At 41.6% G+C, this 22,574-nt stretch carries 10 protein-coding genes; 3 read left to right on the top strand and 7 right to left on the bottom strand.

The window, feature by feature from the left end:
* Positions 1–21: 21 nt before the first annotated feature.
* The 7 genes from ACEQ81_RS17010 to ACEQ81_RS16980 form a co-directional block, all read right to left on the bottom strand.
* Positions 22–1,992 carry a glycoside hydrolase family 97 protein gene (locus tag ACEQ81_RS17010; protein WP_411032123.1) on the bottom strand — a complete coding sequence of 657 codons (1,971 nt, stop codon included), beginning with the start codon at positions 1,990–1,992 and terminating at the stop codon, positions 22–24.
* A 5-nt stretch (positions 1,993–1,997) separates the two neighbouring features.
* A complete protein-coding gene (locus ACEQ81_RS17005; protein ID WP_411032122.1) occupies positions 1,998–3,836 on the bottom strand; it encodes a glycoside hydrolase family 36 protein in 1,839 nt (612 codons plus the stop codon).
* 208 nt (positions 3,837–4,044) lie between these two features.
* Complete coding sequence (locus tag ACEQ81_RS17000) at positions 4,045–5,370, bottom strand: vanadium-dependent haloperoxidase (protein ID WP_411032121.1); 1,326 nt, start codon at positions 5,368–5,370, stop codon at positions 4,045–4,047.
* Complete coding sequence (locus ACEQ81_RS16995; protein ID WP_411032120.1) at positions 5,363–8,875, bottom strand: VCBS repeat-containing protein; 3,513 nt, start codon at positions 8,873–8,875, stop codon at positions 5,363–5,365. Before ACEQ81_RS16995 ends, ACEQ81_RS17000 begins: the two co-directional genes overlap by 8 nt.
* Positions 8,872–12,393, bottom strand: coding sequence for a VCBS repeat-containing protein (locus tag ACEQ81_RS16990; RefSeq protein ID WP_411032119.1), 3,522 nt, complete (start codon positions 12,391–12,393; stop codon positions 8,872–8,874). Before ACEQ81_RS16990 ends, ACEQ81_RS16995 begins: the two co-directional genes overlap by 4 nt.
* A gap of 126 nt (positions 12,394–12,519) precedes the next feature.
* The gene (locus tag ACEQ81_RS16985; protein ID WP_411032118.1) at positions 12,520–14,052 is read right to left on the bottom strand and encodes a RagB/SusD family nutrient uptake outer membrane protein; all 1,533 of its coding nucleotides are present in this window, start codon (positions 14,050–14,052) and stop codon (positions 12,520–12,522) included.
* 34 nt (positions 14,053–14,086) lie between these two features.
* Positions 14,087–17,194 (bottom strand): SusC/RagA family TonB-linked outer membrane protein, encoded by a 3,108-nt coding sequence (locus tag ACEQ81_RS16980; protein ID WP_411032117.1) that lies wholly within the window; start codon positions 17,192–17,194, stop codon positions 14,087–14,089.
* 621 nt (positions 17,195–17,815) lie between these two features.
* Between ACEQ81_RS16980 and ACEQ81_RS16975 the strand changes: the two genes are divergently transcribed.
* The 3 genes from ACEQ81_RS16975 (at position 17,816) to ACEQ81_RS16965 (ending at position 22,531) form a co-directional block, all read left to right on the top strand.
* A complete protein-coding gene (locus ACEQ81_RS16975; protein WP_411032116.1) occupies positions 17,816–18,829 on the top strand; it encodes a GntR family transcriptional regulator in 1,014 nt (337 codons plus the stop codon).
* A 329-nt stretch (positions 18,830–19,158) separates the two neighbouring features.
* Positions 19,159–20,931, top strand: a complete 1,773-nt coding sequence (locus ACEQ81_RS16970; protein ID WP_411032115.1) for a glycoside hydrolase family 36 protein — start codon at positions 19,159–19,161, stop codon at positions 20,929–20,931.
* Between the two features lie 28 nt (positions 20,932–20,959).
* Positions 20,960–22,531 carry a sodium:solute symporter gene (locus tag ACEQ81_RS16965; RefSeq protein WP_411032114.1) on the top strand — a complete coding sequence of 524 codons (1,572 nt, stop codon included), beginning with the start codon at positions 20,960–20,962 and terminating at the stop codon, positions 22,529–22,531.
* Positions 22,532–22,574 lie beyond the last annotated feature (43 nt).

Raw genomic sequence — 22,574 nt, 5'->3', positions numbered from 1 at the left:
GTCGTTGTTTTGGAAATAATACTATTTATAGATTCTGGCGGCCCATCCACCTCCTGGGGCCATTTGGATTTTTAAAAGATCTCCTTTTGTTATCTGTTCAGTACGCCTTTTGTAGTCATTGCCATTGCGGTGCGCGTTTGTACCATCTTCAAAAATTTCCATATTGTATGTTCCCTCTCCCAAAAATGAGAAGTCGAGTTCCATACTTCTAGACTCATTATCCGTCATGGCCCCAACAAACCAGTGTTCCCCACTTCTTCGGGCAACGGCTATATAGTCGGATACTTTGGCCTGCAATACTTTTGTCTCATCCCAGACGGTAGGGAATTTGGAAATAAATTCGGTGCTTTCGTGCTCGCGCAAGTAATTGGTAGGGCTATCGCAAAGCATTTGCAAGGGACTTTCAAAAACTGCGTACATGGCCAATTGGTGGCACCTGGTTCCCATGGCCATGGGTCTATTGAATATAGCAGCGAAATTTTCTTGCTGTGCATTAACCATGGCTCCGGGGGTATAGTCCATGGGACCGGCTGTCATACGAATAAAGGGGAGGGTTACATTGTGCTCTGGGGTTACGGAATTCTCCCATTTATGGTTTTCGGCACCTTTAACACCCTCTCTGGTCATTACATTTGGGTAGGTACGCCGTAGACCCGATGGTTTGTACGAACCGTGAAAATCTACCATAATATGACGTTGGGCACAAGCTTCAGCTATGCGCTGATAATAATTTACCATCCATTGATCATCTCTCTGCATAAAATCTACTTTTATTCCTTTTACGTCCCAAGTTTGAAATGCATTTAAGGCTTCCTCCAATTTTTGATCTAGAGAACTCCACACCACCCAAAGGATAATACCCACGTTCTTTTCCTTTCCATAGCGTGTTAATTCCTGCACATCTACGTTGGGTACCACATCCATTACATCACCAAGGGTATACCAGCCTTCGTCTAGTATAATGTATTCTAACCCATACTTGGATGCAAAATCGATGTAGTATTTATACGTTGCCGTATTTACACCAGCCTCGAAGTCAACGCCATGGATATTGTTGTAGTTCCACCAGTCCCAAGCCACCTTACCCGGTTTTATCCAGGATGGATCGGCAATTTTAGAGGGTTCCGCAAGCTGATAACTAAGCTGATTGGTGATTAAATCGGCGTCGTTCTTGGAAACACCTACAATACGCCACGGGAAAGTACGCTTGCCCTTGGTTTTGGCAATGTAATCTGCGGTTTTGGAAACCCTTGTACTTCTATCGTCTGTCCATCGCGTATGATCCACTTTCTCCTCTAGGGCTACGGAAGGGAACACGGCGGTAAGTACGTTACCCTCGGCTCCTCTAAGCCACATACCGGGGTAATCCAAAAGTCCGGATTCCGAGATATACAATTTGGTTTCGTTCGAAGAAGAAATCAGGATGGGAAGACTACAAAGATCTTCCTTATCGGTATCTGCTAATGTTAGCAATTCATATTTGCGCTCGTTGTGGGAATGAAATTCGGTTTCTCGCGGAAAATACATGGTATCGTTTCCTGTAAAATTGAAAGTGGCCATTTCCGAACGTACAGTCAACTCCTTTTTAAATTTGGTCTGAAACTGGTAGGCAATACCGTTGTTATAGGCCCTAAATGCTACGCTATAATTACCTTTGAAATTTAGGATGAGCTCATTAAAATTATCTATAATCTGATTGCTCTTCACCTTCAGTTCAGGTTTAAGTATCTGATTTACCAATTGCCGTTTTTCCCTGATGACTTTTGGATTTTGCCCTAGGGTTTTAAAATCGTTTACGGTAAGCGAAAGCGAAGACCCGCTCATTAGTAACTGTCCATTTACCGATAGGGAATAGGTAATGCCCTGGTCTACGGATACAGTCAGGACAACGGTTCCGTCCGGGGACGAAAGAATATGGTCCGCAGCCTTGGTTGCTTGCACTAGAAAAAGTACAAGCATAAACAACGTAATCTTTAAAAAGGATGATTTCATTATGTTTAGTTTAGTGTTTTAAATGATATTAAGCCCGAAGGTGGTACATTAAAAGAAAATGTCCCTTTTTTCAGATTTATGGATTTAGTTTCTACTTCGTTACCCAAACAATCTTGGATTACATACTGATATTGCTGTGTTTCCCCACTGATATCCAAGAATATTTTTGATGACTTTTTTGCATTTAGCAGGTCAAAGCTTGCGTGTTTACCTGTAGTTAAGGAAACAACCTGATCATTGAAAAGCGCAGTAATTTTTTTGTCTTCTTTCCATCCTTCAATTTTTGGGTAGTTTGCCAAAGGATCAGAGGGTAGAAACTCACCATCTAGAAGAACATCCCGATTTTTTAGCCAATAGTCGGTATAAAACCTGATCATTTTAAAATGATCATCCGGAATGTCGGCCAATCTTACAGATATCTGTGGTACGGAGAACATAACGTTAAGTAGCTGCAGTGCCGCTATTTCAACAGGTTCTTCATAATGCCACATAAGCATATCCGAATGTACCGCGGTATTACCGCTTAGCATACGTAAATCTGTTGTTCTGATTCGATTGATAAGTGCAAGATTTGGACAATCGGCGGCCCGAAACATATTCCCATATTTTCTCATGGCTGGTCCGGCATATGGTTGTCTAAATTCTAGCATGATATCAGGATTCATCTCTTGTAGCGATGTTATGAGATCGGTCATCAAAACATCCGTTGCGGTGTTCACAGAGGCGTAATCCCGGCCGTTTTCCTTGGTAAGTTCCGTTTCATTGCCTGCGGTAAACCTAGCCATGAAATCTAATTTAAAACCATCTAGGTTCCAAGCCTTGGCGGCATCGATATAGGTGTTTATGATAAATTCTCTTACTTCAGGGTACCTAGGGTCTAGCACATAAGTCCCTTGTCCGTCCCAATAGCGAAGAAACATACCCTTCATTTTTTCGTAGGCCTTGGATTTTTCACCAACAAAAGGCACGGCATACCACAACATAAATTTCATGTCGAGATCGTGGACGGCCTGTACAAATTCTTTCATTTGCGGAATACGTTCGGGTTCCCAATCCCCGGTATAGGCGTAACCTCTATTGCTATCCATGGTTTGCCATCCGTCATCTACGATAATAGATTCAAAACCCATTTTCTTGGCAAGGACACATTCTGCCACCAAGGCGTCCATGCTAACATTTTGATGATAGCTATACCAGCTAGAATATACTGGTTTTCGGGCTACTTCCGGCACGGGTGAAGGCGTATAGAGGTCAAAAGAGGCCCACCAATCAGCTACGTCCGCCACTGCATTTGGGAAGGGGATTTTTCGGGTGTCGAAGCGTACCTGTACCTCATAGGTCTTTATTGCACTATGCTTTTCAGAGAAAAAAATCATTTCATTATACAGCATGCCATCCTCTTCTTTAATACCGGTACTTAGCACAACGGTATTTAATACTTCGGAGGTAGAGAAATTAAGGCGATTGGTGTCGTCATGTCCAAATAAACTGATTACAGGTGCTTCCCGGGCCAACATGGAACGGATTTTGGAAGGGCCCCAATCCGGGCCTATGGTCTTGTTTACAAAACTACCACTGCTCCAATATCCGGCGATATCGCTAGAAGGTAACTGCCATTTTAAAGAAAACGTTGGGGGAGGCGCTCCAAGCGGATGGGTCAGCGTAATTGTTGCAATTTCCAGGCCTTCACCTAGCTTTTTAATGGCTATCTGAGTGTTGAAAACCCCAAATTCACCAGATAGGGTAACATTCTGCCCAGCGAGTTCAAAAATTTTACTTTGTTCTTGTGACGAAACGGTGTTTAAGACCAGAAACAATAGCAATGTGTTGATTATTCGATTCATATCAATTTGATAATAATAATTTACTTACTTCTGATGGCGATTAAACCATGTATTTACGGGTTGCCCTATTTGGGAGAGGACAGTTTTATGCGGAAACCATGTTTCCACCGGTGTCTGTATTATGGTCGATACAAAAGGCCTTTGTTCGTTACCATTAATTGGTATCTAGCAATGACAAATTGTTGTTTACAGATTTGGTCTAGATGAACTATTCATCGCCACTTACTTTCTTTACTATAAAATCCCCGACCGAATTCCCCTGCCAAAGGCCGCTACTTATGGCGGGTCGGTAATGTATGCCTCCATACAATCTACTGATTGCTGCTTCATTGGATGCCTCTCTAAAGGAATTATAAGATCTTACGGGCAGGCCATATTTTACCTCTGTAGAATCTTTAAATGCATAATTATCGCCGAACAAATGGGTAAGCATCGTTGCCGCAGCAGCGGACGCAACGCTATGTCCACTAGTATGTTCCGGAAAAGCGGGGGTCTGTAAAATGGGTTTCCAATCCGGATCCATATAGGTGTTTATATACGTCTCGGGCCTAGTTAAGCTACTGCGATATTTTTCGTCCCAGCAGCTTATAAATGCATCGGCGATTGTAAGCCCAAGTTTGGATAGTACCTCGGCGGCCCTTACGGGATCTAATTTTTCCTTTTGAATAACTTGGCACGCGATCATGATCCAATGTCCGCCTGGCGAAATTTGCTGTTTAAAATACATAACATGTCCTTGGGTGTAGGACACGTTTGGGTTGCAATCCCAAAATTTTGCGATGTCCAATTGTTCTTTACTTAAATTCTTTACTGTTTCATAGACTTCTTTGGTTTCTGCAAAGAACTGCGATGATGCAATGGTATCAAAAACCGTTGGGGGTAGGGGTCTAAACTGTTGCGCAGAATCTAACATAAAGGGCCTAAGCGTACTCCAATGGGGTTCTATAGATTCCATATAATCTGGAGGGGTAGGCCTCCAACGGCTGGCGTCATCACTTACACTATATCTTGGCAAGGCGGTACGCTCTAAATAACCATCTTGCGCTGCCCATCCCAATATTTCCTTGGAAATAGTTTCCCCGAATTGAACGGAATTGGCATAAACTTTTTTGTCGATTCCTATTTCCGTTACTTCTTCCAATAACTTCTTTTGAAGGGCTTCCACGCGTTCCTGATCATAGACCAAAGCTTTGGCCACACCCGTAAAAGCAATAAGGGATGCTAAAGGATAATAATAACTTTTTTCGGCACTGGGCTCGGACAAAGTACTTAGGCCATTTAGTTTTCCAACTAAGGAAGGTTTGGAGGGGTCCATAAAGCGAATACTTTCATATGCTGCTATATTGGGGTAGCTGTAGATGCGACTCGCAACCGGGGGCGTAAAAATATCCGCAACTATAACATCTGTTAAATGCCCATTATAGGTAGCCAAACTTCCTTCAAAATAACTATCGAGTGCTGCTTGGTCATGTGGTTTATTACAGCCTACGGCCATAACCAATAAACCTATAATCATGTAAATTGTCCTACTCATGTGTGTACACTGTTTTTGTATTTCCTTTAAAATTGGTTACGTTAATTTCCTTTACGTTCCCGTGAATTGTAATGCTTCTGGAACTTTGCGATAAATAGCCTGAACCGTAATAAAATTCTACTTTTTTCCGAGCACCATTTTTAAGGATCACTTCTGCCGAAATGTCTCCTTTGGCCGCTAGAAAAGGTTTAATGGGATTGGTGGTATTTATGGCATGAATAGCCATGGGGCCGTTATTATTTGCACTTAGCAAATAAGGAGTTCCTGCCGGATTTCTAAGTATTCCAAGGGCACTGCCATCATAATCGTTTACAAAGCCACTTTTGGCTAGCGTTAGGGTTTTAAACCCTCCGGAACCATCTCCCAGAAGTACAGCCCCCATAAAGGCATCAAAACGTCCCATGGCCACCTCTGTTGCATATGAATTACCGGTTAACACTATATCCTCATTTCCGTCTAAATCAATATCTTCTATGACAATACCTTCCACAGGTCCTATTTGCACATTTAAGGGCAAGGATCGCATTTTAAAAGAACCATTTCCAAGATTTTCCATGTAACTGCTTGCAAGATTGTGGCTTTTAACCACGTAGCTGTCTTTTAGTTCTTCTGGCAAAAAGGATTTTTCGAAGGTGGTTTCGGCAAACTGTTGATAGGTCTTAAACCGTACCCTCATTGCGTTTATCTGGGTAATGATCTCATCTCTGGTATGTGCTATGTAATTTTCCCCGTCAATGTAATAACACATTACGGGGTCTATTCTACCATCCTTGTCATAATCCTTGGCATAGATGCACAGCGGCTCATCCGGAGAAGCGTTGTACTTACTATTTAGTCCTAAATTACCCAAAATGTAATCCGTATCACCATCATTGTCGAAATCCCCTCCGGCAATACTGTTCCACCAACCTTCCGTTTTGTCTAAATCAGGGATGTCCTTCACATATACAAGTTTTCCATTTTCGTTATGGAAAAATACCACGGGCATAAATTCCCCTACCGCAATTAAATCTCGCCAGCCATCACCATCGTAATCCGTCCAAAGGGCAGAACTTACCATGGTGAGTATGTCCCATCCATCTATGCTGTTACTTATATCTCTAAATTTTAGGTTATTTGGATCTTGGTCGTGCAAGTTTTCCAAAAGATAACTTTTAGCAGGCATGGGATACTTGCCGGGGTTTACCCTACCGCCCACAAAAAGGTCTAGATCGCCATCTTGATCAAAATCTATTGCCGTAACGTTAGAACCGCTTGTTGGGATGTTGGGAAGGGCATCGGATTTTACAAAGTTACCTGCACCGTCATTGAGATACAGTCGATCTTGATAGTTTTTGTCATCATCAGATATTTGCACACCACCACTCACTATATAAAGATCGGGATGGCCATCGGCATTGGCATCAAAGAACAAAGAACCCATATCTTCATATTCCTTGTCCTGTGCTAAGGAGTCTTGCGAAAAAGTACCGTTCCCTTGCTGCAGAAATATCTGCCCAGCTTGCCCTGCTGCCCCGCCAATATAAAAATCCTCATACCCGTCCGCATTAATATCCGCCACGGCCATACCTGGTCCGTTCCGCGAATGCATATGTGGCAAAATGGGTTGCAATTTAAAATCGACCATAGGATCCTCCCTATGTTCAAAACCAATACCAAGGGAATCCGTTATATTGCTAACCAGGGTATTTTTTTGTGCTGAATAACCCGATGCTTCCTGGAAGCTTGCTTTAGATTGGTCTAAAACCAACAATTGATCGCTATTGGTATTCTCCAATAATTGATACGAATTATCTGGCCACCAAATTTCTATGCTGCTCGCCTTCTTATGTTCGCCAAGCCCAAAATGAATGGTAGGGTCCACACTAGATTCATAACCCCTACTTAGATAATGCTCGTAATACTGGCTTGTGCTTGGCGTGGTTATTTTGATTTTGGCGCCAATACCACCAAGATTGCCTTTTTTCCCTTTGAGGCGTATGCTTAGGGCATTGTTAGCGGGTTGTCTATCCCTTAAATTCTCATATAGAAAGGCGGGCTGATCTACGTTGTTTACAATCAAATCTAGATCACCATCATTATCTAGATCGGCATAGGCCGCTCCGTTAGAGCAGCTAGGGTCTTCAATGCCCCAGTTTTCCGAAACGTTTTCAAAAGTCATATCGCCTTTGTTACGGTAGGCGTAATTTATCAATTGGGCCTTGGGCAATTCGTTTATAGAGCTCAGTTTCTGTTTTATTTTGGTATCCACATCGCCTAAGGGATTGTCATATATGTTTTGGTAGTGTATGTAATCCAAATTGCCCAAATCTCTTAAAAAACCATTGGTAACATACATGTCCTTATAACCATCATTGTCATAATCCGCTAAAAGGGCGCTCCAGCTCCAGTCGGTACTGCTTACACCGGCCAAAAAACCAATTTCGCTGAACTTATCTTCACCTTGATTTAATTGCAATGTATTTCTGCTGTATTGTGGATCGTAACCTGCTTCGAGCATCATTTGAAAGCGATCATAACCTGTAGAGGAGATAATCAATTTTTGTCTTGTATTATCTTCTGGCCGCATATCGAGTACCACAATATCGGGTTTACCATTGTTATCAATATCGGCAACATCATTTCCCATACCTGCATAGGAAGTATGTTTTATCTGATCGGATATTTGGTCTTTAAAAGTACCATCCCCTTGGTTTATATATAGGATGTCATTACCAATAAAATCGTTAGAAACATAGATATCTGGCCAAGAATCGTTGTTGATATCCGAAATACCTACACCAAGGCCATAACCTTCTACCAAGATCCCCGCCTCGGTAGAAACATCGGTAAATTTCCCATTGCCATCATTCCGATATAACCTATCGGTACTAATGGATTCCCCATTCAATTTTCGTGGCATGCTACTATTTACCCCATGCTCGTAGGCAGCTGGGTTTACCAGCAGATATAAATCCAAATCGTGGTCCTTATCAAAATCAAAAAAGGCAGCTTGCATGGATTGGCGTGTATCCGCTAGGCCGTATTCCTCAGCTTTTTCCGTGAACGTTAAATCTCCGTTATTAATGTAGAGCAAATTGGCACGTTGCGGTATTGGGGCACCTCCAGAAACGCAAACGTAAATATCCAAAAAACCATCTTGGTTAATATCTACCATGGTTACGCCAGTCCCCCAGCTTTTGTTCAGAATACCCGCTTTATCGCTTATATCCTCAAATTGTAGATTTCCTTTGTTGAGGTAGAGCCTACCCGAGACCATATTACCGCTGAAATAGATATCCGTAAGGCCGTCGTTATTGATATCACCTACGGCTACTCCGGCACCCGTATAAATATTCATGAAAGAAAATACGTTTATACTATCATTTTCTTCAATGGTATTAGTGAAGTCTATACCTGAGTGCGACGAACCCACTCTTTTAAAACCTTGGGTTTGCTCTTTCTTGCATGCAACTAAGAACAAGAGGCTACAAAAAACGCCGATAAGTGGTTTAAAATATTTCATTGCGCCGGAAAAATTTGGGTTTGTTCACCTTCAACATCGATTATAGTTACAGTTTTAGCATTGTTTGGAATTGGCATACTTCTACTGGGTTGGGACAAATAACTGCCGCCATAGTTAAATTCAACCTTTTGTTGTTGTCCATTAGCGTATTGGATTATTGCATAAACATCCTGTGATTTTGCGGTGTATATTTTTTGCTGTGGCCTTGGGAAGGTATAGACAGCTAAAGGACCGTTATTAATCGTAGCCATGGCAACTTCTTTACCCTCGGCGTATAGTCTGGCCAACCCCTTGGCATCCCCGGGAACAAAAAAACCGCTTTGTTCTACCCCTACGGATTTAAACCCTCCATTTCCATTACCAGCCAACAGCCAACCAATGGCGGCATCGTATTGACCAGAGAATACTTCGCCACTATAAAAATTTCCAACGGCCAAAAGGTCTAGATGGTCATCATTATTATAGTCGCCCACCATCATTCCGTACATAGGAGCGATTTGAGCGGGTCTGGGCAATGCGGTAAGCTTAAACTTTCCATCCCCTAAATTTTCTAGATAACTGTTGGCAAAAGTTTCTGATTTAACCACATAGGCATCTTCTAATTCTTGTTTTAGAAAAGATTCTTCAAAGGTAGCCTTGGCGTAGTCGGAATATGTTCTAAAGCGGGCCCTCATAGCGTTTATTTGATCGATGAGGTCGTTTCGGGAATGAGCTACATAATTTTCGCCATCGATATAATAGCACATTACCGGATCTATTTGCCCATTTTTATCGTAATCGTTGGCATAGATGCAAAGTGGTTCTTCGGAACTTGCATGGTACCTGCTATTTAAGCCAAGATTGCCCAAAATATAATCGGTGTCCCCATCATTGTCAAAATCTCCCGATACGATATTGTTCCACCAGCCAGAAGTATGTTCCAGACCAGTTTGTTTCGTGATCTCCACTAATTTTCCTTGCTGATTTTCAAAAAAGCGAATGGCCATAAATTCACCTACTACAACGAGATCTTGCCATGTGTCATTATTAAAATCTGTCCATAACGCCCCAGTAACCATTCCCAATTCTTCAAAAAGAGTACTAACAGCTTGGTCATCCTTAATAAAGCTAATGCCGTTTTCCGCGCTATTGTTTTTTAGCAGATAGCTAGCCGGTGCAAGGGGGTAGGCCCCCGGTCTAACCCTACCGCCTACAAAAAGATCTAGTTTACCGTCTTTGTTGTAATCGGCGGCGGTAACTACGGAACCACTTACAGCAAATTCTGGGAGGGCACGTATCTCGGTGAAAGCACCCGTACCGTCATTTTCGTATAATCTGTCTTGGTACAATGGACTGTTCTCTTTATGCGTAGATCCTCCACTTACTACGTATAGGTCTTGATCACCATCGTTGTCGGCATCAAAGAACAAAGTTCCCATATCCTCTTGTTGCTTTTGGGGAAACGATAGCTTTTGAAAACTCTGATTTTCACTTTGGATCATAAGCGTGCCCGGCTGCCCGGTAGCACCACCAATATAACAATCTTCCATACCGTCGCCATTTACATCGGCTACTGCGAGTCCAGGGCCATTGCGCGAATGCATATGGGGCAGTAAAGCCTGTATCTTAAAATCTACAAATGGGTCTTCTCGATGCTTATAAGCATGTAGGGCCGTGCTATCCATTTGCTGAAATAGTGTAGGAGCCGTATATTTTTGTTTGGTTTGATAAGGGATGGCATCCTTAATTTTTAGGGTAATTTCCTTATTTGTGGACACATCTTGAAGCACCTCTCTATTTCCGTTTGGCCAAGTCACTATTACGCTGTCCAACCTAACCGTGTTACCCAAGCCAAAATGAAGGGAATGTTCTACTGTGGAGAGGTAACCTCTATAGGGTGTAAAGTATTGTTTTTGTACTTTTCCCTGATAATGGAGTGTTACCTGACTGCCTATTCCTGCTAAATTTGGCGCTTCCCCCTTAAATTTGAATTTTATATAATTATGAGTTTGGTCCGATACTGTATTATTCTCAAAAAGACTAGCCGGATCGTCAATGTTGTTCATTACCAGATCCAAGTCACCATCGTTGTCCAGATCACCATAGGCCATACCGTTGGAGTAGGTGGGTTTGGTAAAACCGGCTTCTTCGGAGATGTCCTTAAATTGAAGGTCGCCTTCATTTTTGAAGAAAAAATTGTGTGTTTTTATACCGGGTAGCTTATTGAGTTCTTCTATTCGCTGCTTTCTGTTGGTTTCCTCCGTACCCATGGTAAGTACCTGATTTCCGTATACCATGAAATCTAGGTTGGTAATATCTTGTCGGTAGCCATTGGTAATGCCAAGGTCTTTAAGGCCATCGTGATCAAAATCGGCCAATAGCGCACTCCAACTCCACTCTGTGGCGGAGATACCTGCAATTTGGCCCACTTCACTAAAAGATCCATTTCCATTGTTCAGCTGTAAGGTATTTCGAATATACTGGGGCTGGTAACCATCTGATATACTATTTTGAAACTGATCATAATTGTTGCCCATCATGGTAAGTTTCCAGCGTTCATTATCTGGTGGTAGCATATCCAAGACCACTACGTCCATTAGTCCGTCGTTGTTAATGTCCGCTATATCATTACCCATACCATTATAGGTAAGATGTTTAAAATAGGTGCTAATTTCATTAAGGAACGTTCCGTTTTGTTGATTTACGTACAGCAGATCGTCCGTAAGAAAATCATTGGATACGTAAATGTCTGGCCATCCGTCCATGTTGATATCAAATACTTCTACGCCAAGACCAAATCCTTCCATTAAGATTCCGGCTTCTATTGAGACGTCACTAAAGGTTTGATCTCCATTATTGCGAAACAACTTGTCTACAGAAGGTGCTTTCCCAGTTCGATCTTTAGGACGTGTTGTATTGCGGTTAAAATCTACCAGGGCGTTACTTAGCAGATACATATCCAAATCCCCATCTCCGTCATAGTCCAAAAAGGCGGCTTGTACAGAATAGCTTTCGTCTGCGAGGCCCCATTTTTCAGCTTCTTCCTCAAATGCTAGCTTACCCTCTTTTAAACCTTTGTTAATGAACAAAAGATTGGCCCTATCGGCTCCTGTAGAAGTTCTTGGTCCACCCTTGCACACATAGATGTCTTGATATCCGTCTTGGTTAATATCTACGATAGCCACACCGTTAGACCAATTAGTAGACCCAACATTGGCCTGTTCCGTGAGGTCTTCGAACTGCCAATTGCCCAAGTTGCGGTATAATCGGTTACTTGTCATGTTACCGGTAAAATAAAGGTCTTGTAATCCGTCTTTATCAAAATCTGCCACTGCAACCCCTGCACCATTGTACATGTATTCAAATTCGAGTACACTTAATGTTTCATCCAATACCAGTGTATTGCTAAAGGATACACCAGAATTTTCTGAGGTATGCTCTTTGAATAAATGTTCTGCGGTTTTATTGCAGCCGACCAAGCTCACTATCAAAGAGAATGAGCTTATTGTCAGTAGTCGTTGTAAGGTTGTATTGAACATACAGCGAATATAATTACTAAGGGTTAAAAAAAGGAATCCAATCTCTTAAAATAGACTGGATTCCCTATGGTTTGAAGCAATCAAATGTCCTAAACTAATTTCGCGAATAGGGCAACGATCTATTTCTTAGTAATTAGGATTTTGTTGAAGCATACCTCCAGATCTATCAACCTCTGACAATGGGAACGGAAACACATTAAATCTGTCATCCCAAGCTGCACCAAAGATTTGAGAGCCAATGCCCCATCGGGTAATATCGAACCAACGATGTGGTTCGAGTGCCAACTCAATCCTTTTCTCTTGCCTCATGGCTTGCGTTAGGTCTGCCGCTGCGTCCAAAATAGGTAGCCCTGCCCTAACTCTAATATCATCAATTTGCTGTCTAGCAATGGTAAGATCACCACCACCTTCTATTAGTGCTTCGGCATATAAGAGCTTTAACTCGGCAAATCTAAACCAACGTTCATTGTTAAAATCTGCCTGTCCGTTAGGTGCATGGTTCCCTGGAACGGTATTCGCCGGACCTCTGTACTTCTTTAAAGTGAAATCTGTTGAGGACCATTCTACGTCATAGGGCAAGCTAGCAGTACCGCCACCATCATAAGTGTAGTACATGTCACCATCTTGGTAAAATATGGATTGGGCCCTAACGTCACCGGGTTCAAAGGCATCTACTAAATCTTGGGTAGGGGCCCACCAGCCTAGTTTTCCTGCTGGAGCTCCATTACCTGCATCCCAGTACCATCCTCTACCTGTTCCTTGTGAGGCTTTGAAATTCTCTGAGTGCGTATCGTCAAATACCCAAAGGTTATCATCTGAGAAAGGACCTCCATATTGGATTTCAAAAATAGATTCCGCGTTGTTCTCATTATCAAAGGCAAATACACTGTCGTAATCCGGTAAAAGCTCATAAGGCCCGTTGGTTACAACATCGGCAAAAGCGGTGATCGCCGCAGCCCAATCTTGTTTCCAAACGTTTACTTTCCCTATGTAGGATCTTGCGGCCCAGGAAGTGACTCTACCTGTATTTCCGCTATCCCAAGCTGCGGGTAGACCTGCTGCTGCTTCTGTCAAATCAGCCAATATTGATGTAAACAAGTCATCAGTAGTTGAATTTGGCAGGGCCAAATCGTTTATGTCTGTTTTAACCTCTAACGCTAAGGGAGCTGGACCAAATAGTTTCAATGCCTGAAAATGGAACCATCCTCTAAGAAATTTAGCTTCTGCGGATAATTCTGTTTTATCCTCTGCCGTTAGTTCATTTTCACCTTCCATATTTTCCAATACCAGATTGGCGCGGAAGATACCCTCATATATCTGTGTGTAAATTGCCGCATAGGGAACGTCGCTAGAACGTATTTGTAAAAGGTCTATATCTTGGGAAATACCATCTGAAGTAACATTATCTGCTGCTACATCATCCGTTATTACCATGGTTATTTTCCAAAATTCCCCTCTTTCGGAAAGTGTTTCGGTACTCGTTCCCCAAAAATCCTGAATGGAAGAATAGGAAGCGAATATAGCGCCGTCGAAATCGGCTCTGGTCTTATAAAATGTATCGGCAGTTACACGATCTAGCGGTAGCAGGTCCAATTCATTATTACAAGAGGAAAGACAAAAGAAACAGATGCCTACTAAAAACATACTTATCTTCTTCATAATTATCTTATTAAATTATTTTTTTATTATAAAATTAATTAAAACTCACGGACCATCCTAGTTGAAAAATCCTTGGCTGTGGTGATGCACCGCCATCCTGACCACTGGCCAAGGTAAAGTCTCCTTTCTGGAAACTCTGTGCGCGAGTAACCTCTGGGTCAAAACCAGAGTAATTGGTAAATGTTGCCAAGTTTTGAGCTCCAATATAAAACCGCATTCTGCTTACAAATCCGTTGGTCCATTTGTTCAACGTTTCCTGTGGTAAGCTATATCCAATGGATATATTTTGAATACGCATGTAACCTGCATCTTCTACCCAACGGTCTGATACCCTATTGTTGTTGTTGGGATCGTCCCTTGTTAACCTTGGGCTGGAACTAGAGTTGGTTGTTCCTGGTCCGGTCCATCGGTTAAGTACTTGTGTACTAAAGTTACTTGCGGAGGTTAGATCTTCCAATGGTATTCTTGCCGAGTTGTAGATCTGCTGATCGCCAACACCCCTAAGCACCATAGAGAAGTCAAAACCTTTGTATTCTGCCTGGAGATTAAATCCATAGAAGAAACCAGGGAAAGGACTGCCTAGGAATGTTCTGTCCTCTGCATCTACCTCACCATCACCATTTACATCTACAAATCGAACATCACCAGGTGCTGCACCACTAGAAAAAGCATCGGGAAGGGCGGCATCGGCAGCAGCCTGATCTTGATAAAGGCCGTCTGTTTTAAAGCCGAAGAAGTGACCCAAACTTTCACCAACAATGGTACGATGCGTTTGTGCACCTCCAATACCCGAAATAATCGATGGGATTTGACCCAAGCTCGTTACTTCGTTTTTCACTGTGGTAAGGTTGGCGCCTATACTATATTTGAAATCGCCTATTTCATCATTGAAGTTAACCGAAAGTTCTATTCCCGAGTTTTTAATTTCCCCTACGTTTGCATCGGCCGGTAAGAAAAAGCCCGATACAAAAGGTATTGGAAGCCCAAGAAGTACGTCTTCGGTAGTTTTGTTGTAATAATCGAACGTTCCGGTAAGTTTACCGTTAAGAAAACGTCCGTCGATCCCTATATCATATTGTGTACTGGTTTCCCATTTAAGGTCGGCATTGGCAAAACTGCTTGGTGCAGGAGCTACCGTAACCGATTGATCGTCACCTATTACATAGAAGATGTTATTGTTCAATGCACTAAGGAACGCGAAATTTAACCCTGTAAATTGGTTACCAGACTGTCCCCATCCAACTCTGATCTTCAAATCGTCCACAAAATCACCTTTAGGAAAAAAGTCTTCTTCGGAAATTCTCCAACCAACGGATAATGAAGGGAAAATATCGTCCCTGTTGTCTTCGGCAAATCTAGATGTGGCATCCCTTCTAACATTGGCGGTTGCCAAATACTTTCCTTTATAGTTGTAGGTAAGTCTACCTAACCATCCTTGCAATGTCCAAAGATCGGCCTCATTGGCGGCTGCTACTGCTGTACCTGTAGCGGCAAAATTTGGATTGAACAAGTTACGTCCTTGGATTCTTACCTTATCGAATTTAAACTTGGTCTGCTCAAATCCGAATATGGCGGATAGATTATGATCGGAACCCCCGAAGGTAGTATCATAAGATAGGGTTGCGGCAGATGTTAACGTTAATTCTATTGGACGGGATTGAACCAACAAGGATTGTCTAATTGAATTGCCTGTAAAATCTGTTTCTTCCTGGAAGAAATCACCAGAACCTACGTTATAGTCAATACCAAGTGAAGGTCTAAGTTTAAGGCCTTCCACAATTTGAAGTTCGCCATAGAAATTGGCTAAAACCTTACGTGTTTGGATGGTTGTTCTGTTTATCCGCTCATCTGTTCTAAACAAAATATTACTAGCAGAACCTTCGCCTATCGTCCCTGGGTTTTCTTGGTTGTAACCTAAAGGACCGTTGGGATCGAAGGGTTGAAAGTATGGTGCGTTAAGCGCGGCATTGTATGCAGCGTTAAGACCACCACCTTCTGCTTGGGTAGTACGATCTGTTTGACTTATCAATATTGATTCTCCAAATCGCAAAAATTTCCCCACTTTAATATCAGAGTTGGCCTTGAACGAGAAACGCTCAAAATCTTGTGCTCTTTCAATACCGTCAGAGCTTAAATAACCACCAGATATGAAGTAGTTGGCTTTTTCAGTACCACCACTTACGGTAACATTATGGTTTTGAACAAAACCATTTTCAAAAACAAGGTCTTGCCAGTCTACGTTGGGTTGACCGCTAAATTCTGAAACGTCTCTTCCAAGCTGACCTTGGATATCTATATATTGCTGTACGTTAAGCATGTCATACCTGTCTCTTACGGTGCTTACGGAAACGTAACCATCATAATTAACTTTGGCATCACCGGTTTTTCCACGCTTCGTGGTAACGATAATTACACCATTTGCCGCCCTAGCCCCATAAATGGCCGCGGAAGCGGCATCTTTAAGAACATCTATGGATTCGATGTCGTTGGGATTGAGTCCGGCCAATGGGTTAGAATCCGTAGTGGAGGAAGTGTTTACGGTAATATTATTGGTCTGTACAATCGGTACACCATCTATTACCCATAAAGGATCGTTTACCCCCGGAGTTCCAATACCACGTATACGTACGTTGATAGGAGCCCCCGGATCACCACTTCTATTGGTAATGTTTACCCCGGAAATGGTTCCGGCCAGTACCTGATCAGGACTGGTAATGGGTTTGGATACAATATCCTCTGCTCCAATAGAGCCTACAGCACCGGTAAGATCTGCCTTCCGTTGCGTACCATAACCTACAACTACTACTTCGCTAAGCGCTTGGGCATCTTCTACCATAACAACGTTAATAGTAGACCTGCCATTAATTTGCACTTCTTGCAAAGAATAACCTACGTAGGAAAATACCAAGGCGGTTGCACCATCCGGTGCGTCTATCACGTAGTTACCGTCAAAATCGGTAACCGTACCTACGGTGGTACCTTTGACTACTACGTTTACGCCAGGTAATGGACCTGTTGCATCTGAAATTGCCCCAGAAATAGAAGTCTGGGCAAAGGACGAGTGCACTCCAAATAAAATTAGAAAAATGAACGCCAGGTAAAGCACCTTCGTTTCACGGTGTTTCGTAAAGTTTTGTTTCATAATCAATGAAGTTTAGAGTTAGTTTTTCGAAAACCACAGTGCAGAAACACAAATATTTCTGTACTATGATATACTATGCTACATTGACAAAAGTATTATAAAAATCAATATATAAAAATAAAATCCTAATAAAAATAGCTATTTAACATATAACAGCTTAAAATTTTATGTAGTTGATACCTGGGCTTTAAAATCTTTGGATAAATAAAAAACCAATTCTTACCCGCTAGTTTAGACCCATTTGGTTGTTAAAATGCATGGATGTAGGAACTTGGAAGTACATTCTTTTTGCTTGGTATTACAAATATTGTGGTTACAAAGGGAAGTATCATTAAAATAAATGGTTAACCGTACCGGCCAATAGTTTTCTTAAAAAAGGCCTTATAAAGAATCATTTCATTACTTGGATAGCGGACAAAAGTAATTTTACCGTTATAAATATATCTGGGAAGCTTAGGTCTACATCTATTTAAAACATTCAATATATTGGGTATAACTAAATCTTTGGGACCACAAATAATATTCTTGTTTATATTTGTAACAATCACGGATGCGCAATGATCTGCTTTTGGACTTCGGTCATGGATTTTTAGTGTTTGACCGGCAAGGAACAGGAGAATTATGGTATTGATAGACAAAATCATCAAACTGAAGCAGAACTTTAGTCTGTCTAAACACGAACAATTGGTACAGGGTGTCATCGAGGCGATAGATGAAGGTATCCTAACCCCGGGTGATCAATTGCCTTCTATCAATAAGATGGTTAGCGAGGTTGGTTTTGCCAGAAAAACTATTGTACGGGCCTACGAAGAACTCAAAGAGCGCGGTCTTGTTGAGTCTAAAAAATTAAAAGGGTATTTCATAGTTAGTCAGGAAACCAAAGTTACACTTAAAATAGCCCTTATACTATTCTCTTTTCAACGGTTTCAAGAAGAATTCTACAATACATTTAGAAAGGAACTGGGCAAGCGATTCCATATAGACGTCTTTTTTCACCATAACAACATATCGATTTTTGAAACCATCTTTTCCAATATACGTGGAAAGTATGGGATGTACGTGGTAGCACCAATACCTAACCCCAAGTTACGTCCATTGTTAGAGGGCATTTCTCCCCAAAAATTACTTATTATTGATAGATATTTACCTTTGGCCCCGGAGTACTCCTATATTTCCCAAGAGTTTGAGAAGAATACCTATGGCCGACTCGTAGAATTACTGCCGGCGATTAAAAAGTTTAAAAAGTTTGTATTGCTTTTTTGGGAAGACGGGGATTACCCAATGGGAATCATGAACTCCTTCAATCGGTTTTTATCCGATTACGATTTGGATGGTGCGGTAGAGAACAAATACAAACCAGGATCTATCAAAAAAGGAAATCTCTATTTCTTTATCAGTGATACCTTTTTATGGGAGGTGCTAAGAGATTGCCGAAATAACGAATATGTGGTAGGTAAAGACGTAGGTATCCTATCCCACAACGACCACATCGCCAAACAAATTGTCTTTGGTGGCATTACAACCATTTCCACCGATTTTAACGATATGGCACGTAGGGCGGCCAACCATATTAAAAGCGGAGGCATTACCCAGGAGATAATGCCTTTTAATCTCATTAAGCGCAATTCGCTCTAAATTCACCTTCAATTTCTTTTAGGTTAAAATGTTAATTTCATTGAATTTTCAATCCATATTTGACAATTCTTAGAGTTTTTATGCATTTTATTTTTGATTTCTTAAGTTTAATACTACATTTGCATTGTAGCATAGTATATCATAGTATATATGTTTTACCTGTGTCAGGTTAACTATAAAAGTTTGAGTTTAGTTATATTGAGTTAGTTTACCAAAGTTTAAGTAGCGAGAAAAGCCAAGTGATTGTGAATCGCTTGGCTTTTATCTACTATAACCGAAGTGAACTAGGATCTGCCGTCTTAACCGTAAACCATACTAATTAAGTAATAATGCTGAAAAAGGCCACCTTAGGGCAAGAACTTGAGATTTTGATAAAGGGAGTGGAAGCCCCTATTTCTTCATCGTTAACCAAGGCATTTGATGACGATGGACTTATAATCTACGATTTTGAAGTGAGCTGTAATGAAGAGGTTTATCCCCGGCCCATTACCCTGCTATGGAAAGTGCCGGCAATTGATGTGAAGGGAGTTTGGAAACCGACTACAGATTTTGCAAAACGTATTCAGGCAGATTGGGAATTGGAAAATATGGAGTCTAGAATATCCATAGATTCACCAGTAATAAGCCTGTTTGGAAATAACGACCTAAATGTACTGACTTTCGCATGTTCCAATGCGATCAACAAGCTGGAGATGAATGCCCGATTACGGGAAGAGAACAACAATTTTTACTGTCATCTTACCCTTTTTACAGAGCAGCATTACGCATTGAAGAAATTCAAAATTCAGCTGCGCTTAGATTACCGAAATCTTCATTTTTCAGATACTTTGAGGGACGTTTCCAAATGGTGGGAGACCGCTGGCCAGCTAAAACCTGCTTTTGTACCTCCAATAGCAAAAAAACCACTATACTCTACCTGGTATCAATTTCATCAAAGCTTAGACCTTGATGTCCTGTTTCAAGAATGCAAAATAGCCTACGATCTAGGATATAGGGTGGTTATTGTAGATGATGGTTGGCAGACCAACGACTCTAACCGGGGGTACGATTATACCGGCGATTGGCAACCAGACCGTATCCCGGAAATGGCACAGTTTGTAGCGCAAATGCACAAATTGGGAATGAAGGTTGCGCTTTGGTATTCCGTTCCGTTTTGTGGTAAAAAATCTGCCGCCTATGAAAGGTTTAAAGGAAAGTTTTTAACAGAAAACCATCGCTGGGCACCCGTTTTCGATCCACGTTATCCCGAGGTTCGCGAATACCTGGTAAATACCTATGCGCATGCACTTAGAGATTGGAAACTAGATGGTTTTAAACTCGATTTTATTGATGATTTTAAACTGTATTCAGATACCCCGTTGAGCAAGGAAGACGGACGAGATTTTGCCTCCATTAATGCTGCGGTAGATAGGCTTCTTACTGACGTTATGACTGCCTTGCAAGCCATTAATCCCGAAGTTTTTATAGAGTTCAGACAAAAATACACCGGTCCTGCAATGCGGAAATACGGTAATATGTTTAGAGCGTTCGATTGCCCTGGGGATGCCACTATGAATAGAGTGCGCATTGCCGATATTAAGATGCTTTGCGGAGAAAGTGTTGTGCATTCGGATATGGTTACATGGCATAAGGACGAATCTTTGGAAGTCGCTGCTTTGCACATGGTAAACACCTTATTTGGTGTGCCACAGTTGTCCATTATGTTACACGAAGCCCCACCCTTACATGTACAAATGATAGCTTTCTATACACGCTATTGGCAAGAGCACGCCCATATTTTATTGGAAGGCCATTTTACTCCTTCCAGACCCTTGGCAAACTACCCTATGCAAAGGGTATCCAAGGATGGGTACACCATCATAGGCATATATGAAGAGTATGTGGCCAAACTATACGAGGCAAAGGAAAATATACATTTGATAAATGGACAAATAGCCAATGAACTTGTGCTGAATTGTATAACGAGTTTAGGCGACTATAACTGCCTGGTTTATGATTGTACAGGAAAGAAAATCAGTGAAAAAGAAGTGAACTTGGCCAAGGGCGTACATCTATTGGAAGTACCTCCCTGCGGGCTTATTGAACTGACTAAACAAGTTTAGATAAACCAAACCAAAACCAATCGTAAAGATGGAAGAAGCGATAAGCAGTATTGATATTATAATCATTGGGGTTTATTTCATTGGAGTAATGCTTATCGGTCTTTATGTTGCCAGAGGAACAAAAACGGGAGAAGACCTTTTCCTCGGAGGAAGAACTTTTGGCTGGGGTCTAATAGGGCTTTCATTGTTTGCTTCCAATATTTCCACCTCTACCATTATAGGGCTCTCTGGTGCCGCCTATAGTTCCGGTATTGTGCAGTCTGTTTATGAATGGATGACAGGCATACCACTGATTATTGCCGCTCTTATATTTATACCACTTTATCTAAAATCTAAAATTACCACCATTCCCGAATTTTTGGAACTCCGTTTTGACAGAAGATCTAGAAAGTTCTTTTCCCTAGTAACCATCTTTACCAGCATAGTGGTAGATACCGCGGGAGGTTTGTATGCAGGAGCTATTGTTCTACAAGCGTTTTTTCCAAATTTGATCATTTGGCAAACCACCTTGGTATTAGCCTTGGTCGCTGGTATTTATACCGCTTTTGGAGGACTAAAGGCTGTTGTTTATACCGATGCCATACAGGCTATTATCCTCATTGTTGGTTGCTCAATTTTGTCCTATATGATGTTCGAAAAGTTAGATTTTTCCTGGGATAAGGTTGTGGGGGCAGCCCCTGAGGGTCACTTATCAATAATAAGACCTGCGGATGACGATTCCTTACCTTGGCCCGGATTAATTATGGCGGTTCCCATATTAGGTTTTTGGTATTGGACTACCAACCAGTACATTGTGCAACGCATTTTAGGGGCAAAGGATGTCAACAATGCCCGATGGGGTGTTATATTGGCAAGTTTCTTAAAGATTATACCCCTATTTATAATGGTTATTCCCGGTACCATGGCCATTGGCCTGTTTCCCGGCTTGGGCAATGCGGATCAGGTATTTCCAACGGCGGTAATGAACATATTGCCCGTAGGGCTCATAGGCCTTGTGCTTGCCGGATTGATATCGGCCATTATGAGTAGCGTGGATTCTACCTTAAATTCGGCATCTACGCTATTGGTAGTAGATTTTATTAAAACCAAAAATCCGGATATCAGCGATAAGGATACGGTAAAATATGGAAGAATCACCACCCTGGTACTGATGTTGGTGGCTGCTGGGTGGGCACCCATGATAGAGAACTTTGGAGGTATTTGGTCCTATTTGCAGCAAATGTTTTCAATAATAGTTCCGCCAATCGTGGTACTGTTCCTTGTTGGGGTATTCTACAAAAGGGGAAACAAGGATGGCGCTTTTTGGACATTGATTTTAGGTACCTTGGGAGGGGTTGTACTCTTCGTTCTGGACCAATTGGGTTTTTGGACGCTACATTTCACCTACAACGTAGGGATTATGGTAGTCATAAGTACTCTTGTTTTTATATTTATTAGTAGGGCTACACCGCCACCCTCAGAAGAAAAAATAGCCTTATACACGTATAGGAAGGAATTGATTCGAATGGGAACGGAGAATGTTCCTTGGTATAAGGATTATAGATATCAAATTGTACTTTTGCTGGCTATTATTGGATATTTGGCAATCGTTTTCGCTTAATTAAGATTACAAGGCCAGAAAAGTATGGGTAAAACAGATAACA

The organism is Spongiimicrobium sp. 3-5 (assembly GCF_046557915.1).
Classification (GTDB): Bacteria; Bacteroidota; Bacteroidia; order Flavobacteriales; family Flavobacteriaceae; genus JBHEBG01.
The sequence above is the reverse complement of the archived record's forward strand: the minus strand, read 5'-3'. Positions and strand labels throughout refer to the sequence as shown.

Coding starts and splice junctions, on each gene's coding strand:
- ACEQ81_RS17010 (WP_411032123.1), bottom strand. CDS start 1,992: ATGAAATCATCCTTTTTAAAGATTACGTTGTTTATGCTTGTACTTTTT.
- ACEQ81_RS17005 (WP_411032122.1), bottom strand. CDS start 3,836: ATGAATCGAATAATCAACACATTGCTATTGTTTCTGGTCTTAAACACC.
- ACEQ81_RS17000 (WP_411032121.1), bottom strand. CDS start 5,370: ATGAGTAGGACAATTTACATGATTATAGGTTTATTGGTTATGGCCGTA.
- ACEQ81_RS16995 (WP_411032120.1), bottom strand. CDS start 8,875: ATGAAATATTTTAAACCACTTATCGGCGTTTTTTGTAGCCTCTTGTTC.
- ACEQ81_RS16990 (WP_411032119.1), bottom strand. CDS start 12,393: ATGTTCAATACAACCTTACAACGACTACTGACAATAAGCTCATTCTCT.
- ACEQ81_RS16985 (WP_411032118.1), bottom strand. CDS start 14,052: ATGAAGAAGATAAGTATGTTTTTAGTAGGCATCTGTTTCTTTTGTCTT.
- ACEQ81_RS16980 (WP_411032117.1), bottom strand. CDS start 17,194: ATGAAACAAAACTTTACGAAACACCGTGAAACGAAGGTGCTTTACCTG.
- ACEQ81_RS16975 (WP_411032116.1), top strand. CDS start 17,816: ATGGTATTGATAGACAAAATCATCAAACTGAAGCAGAACTTTAGTCTG.
- ACEQ81_RS16970 (WP_411032115.1), top strand. CDS start 19,159: ATGCTGAAAAAGGCCACCTTAGGGCAAGAACTTGAGATTTTGATAAAG.
- ACEQ81_RS16965 (WP_411032114.1), top strand. CDS start 20,960: ATGGAAGAAGCGATAAGCAGTATTGATATTATAATCATTGGGGTTTAT.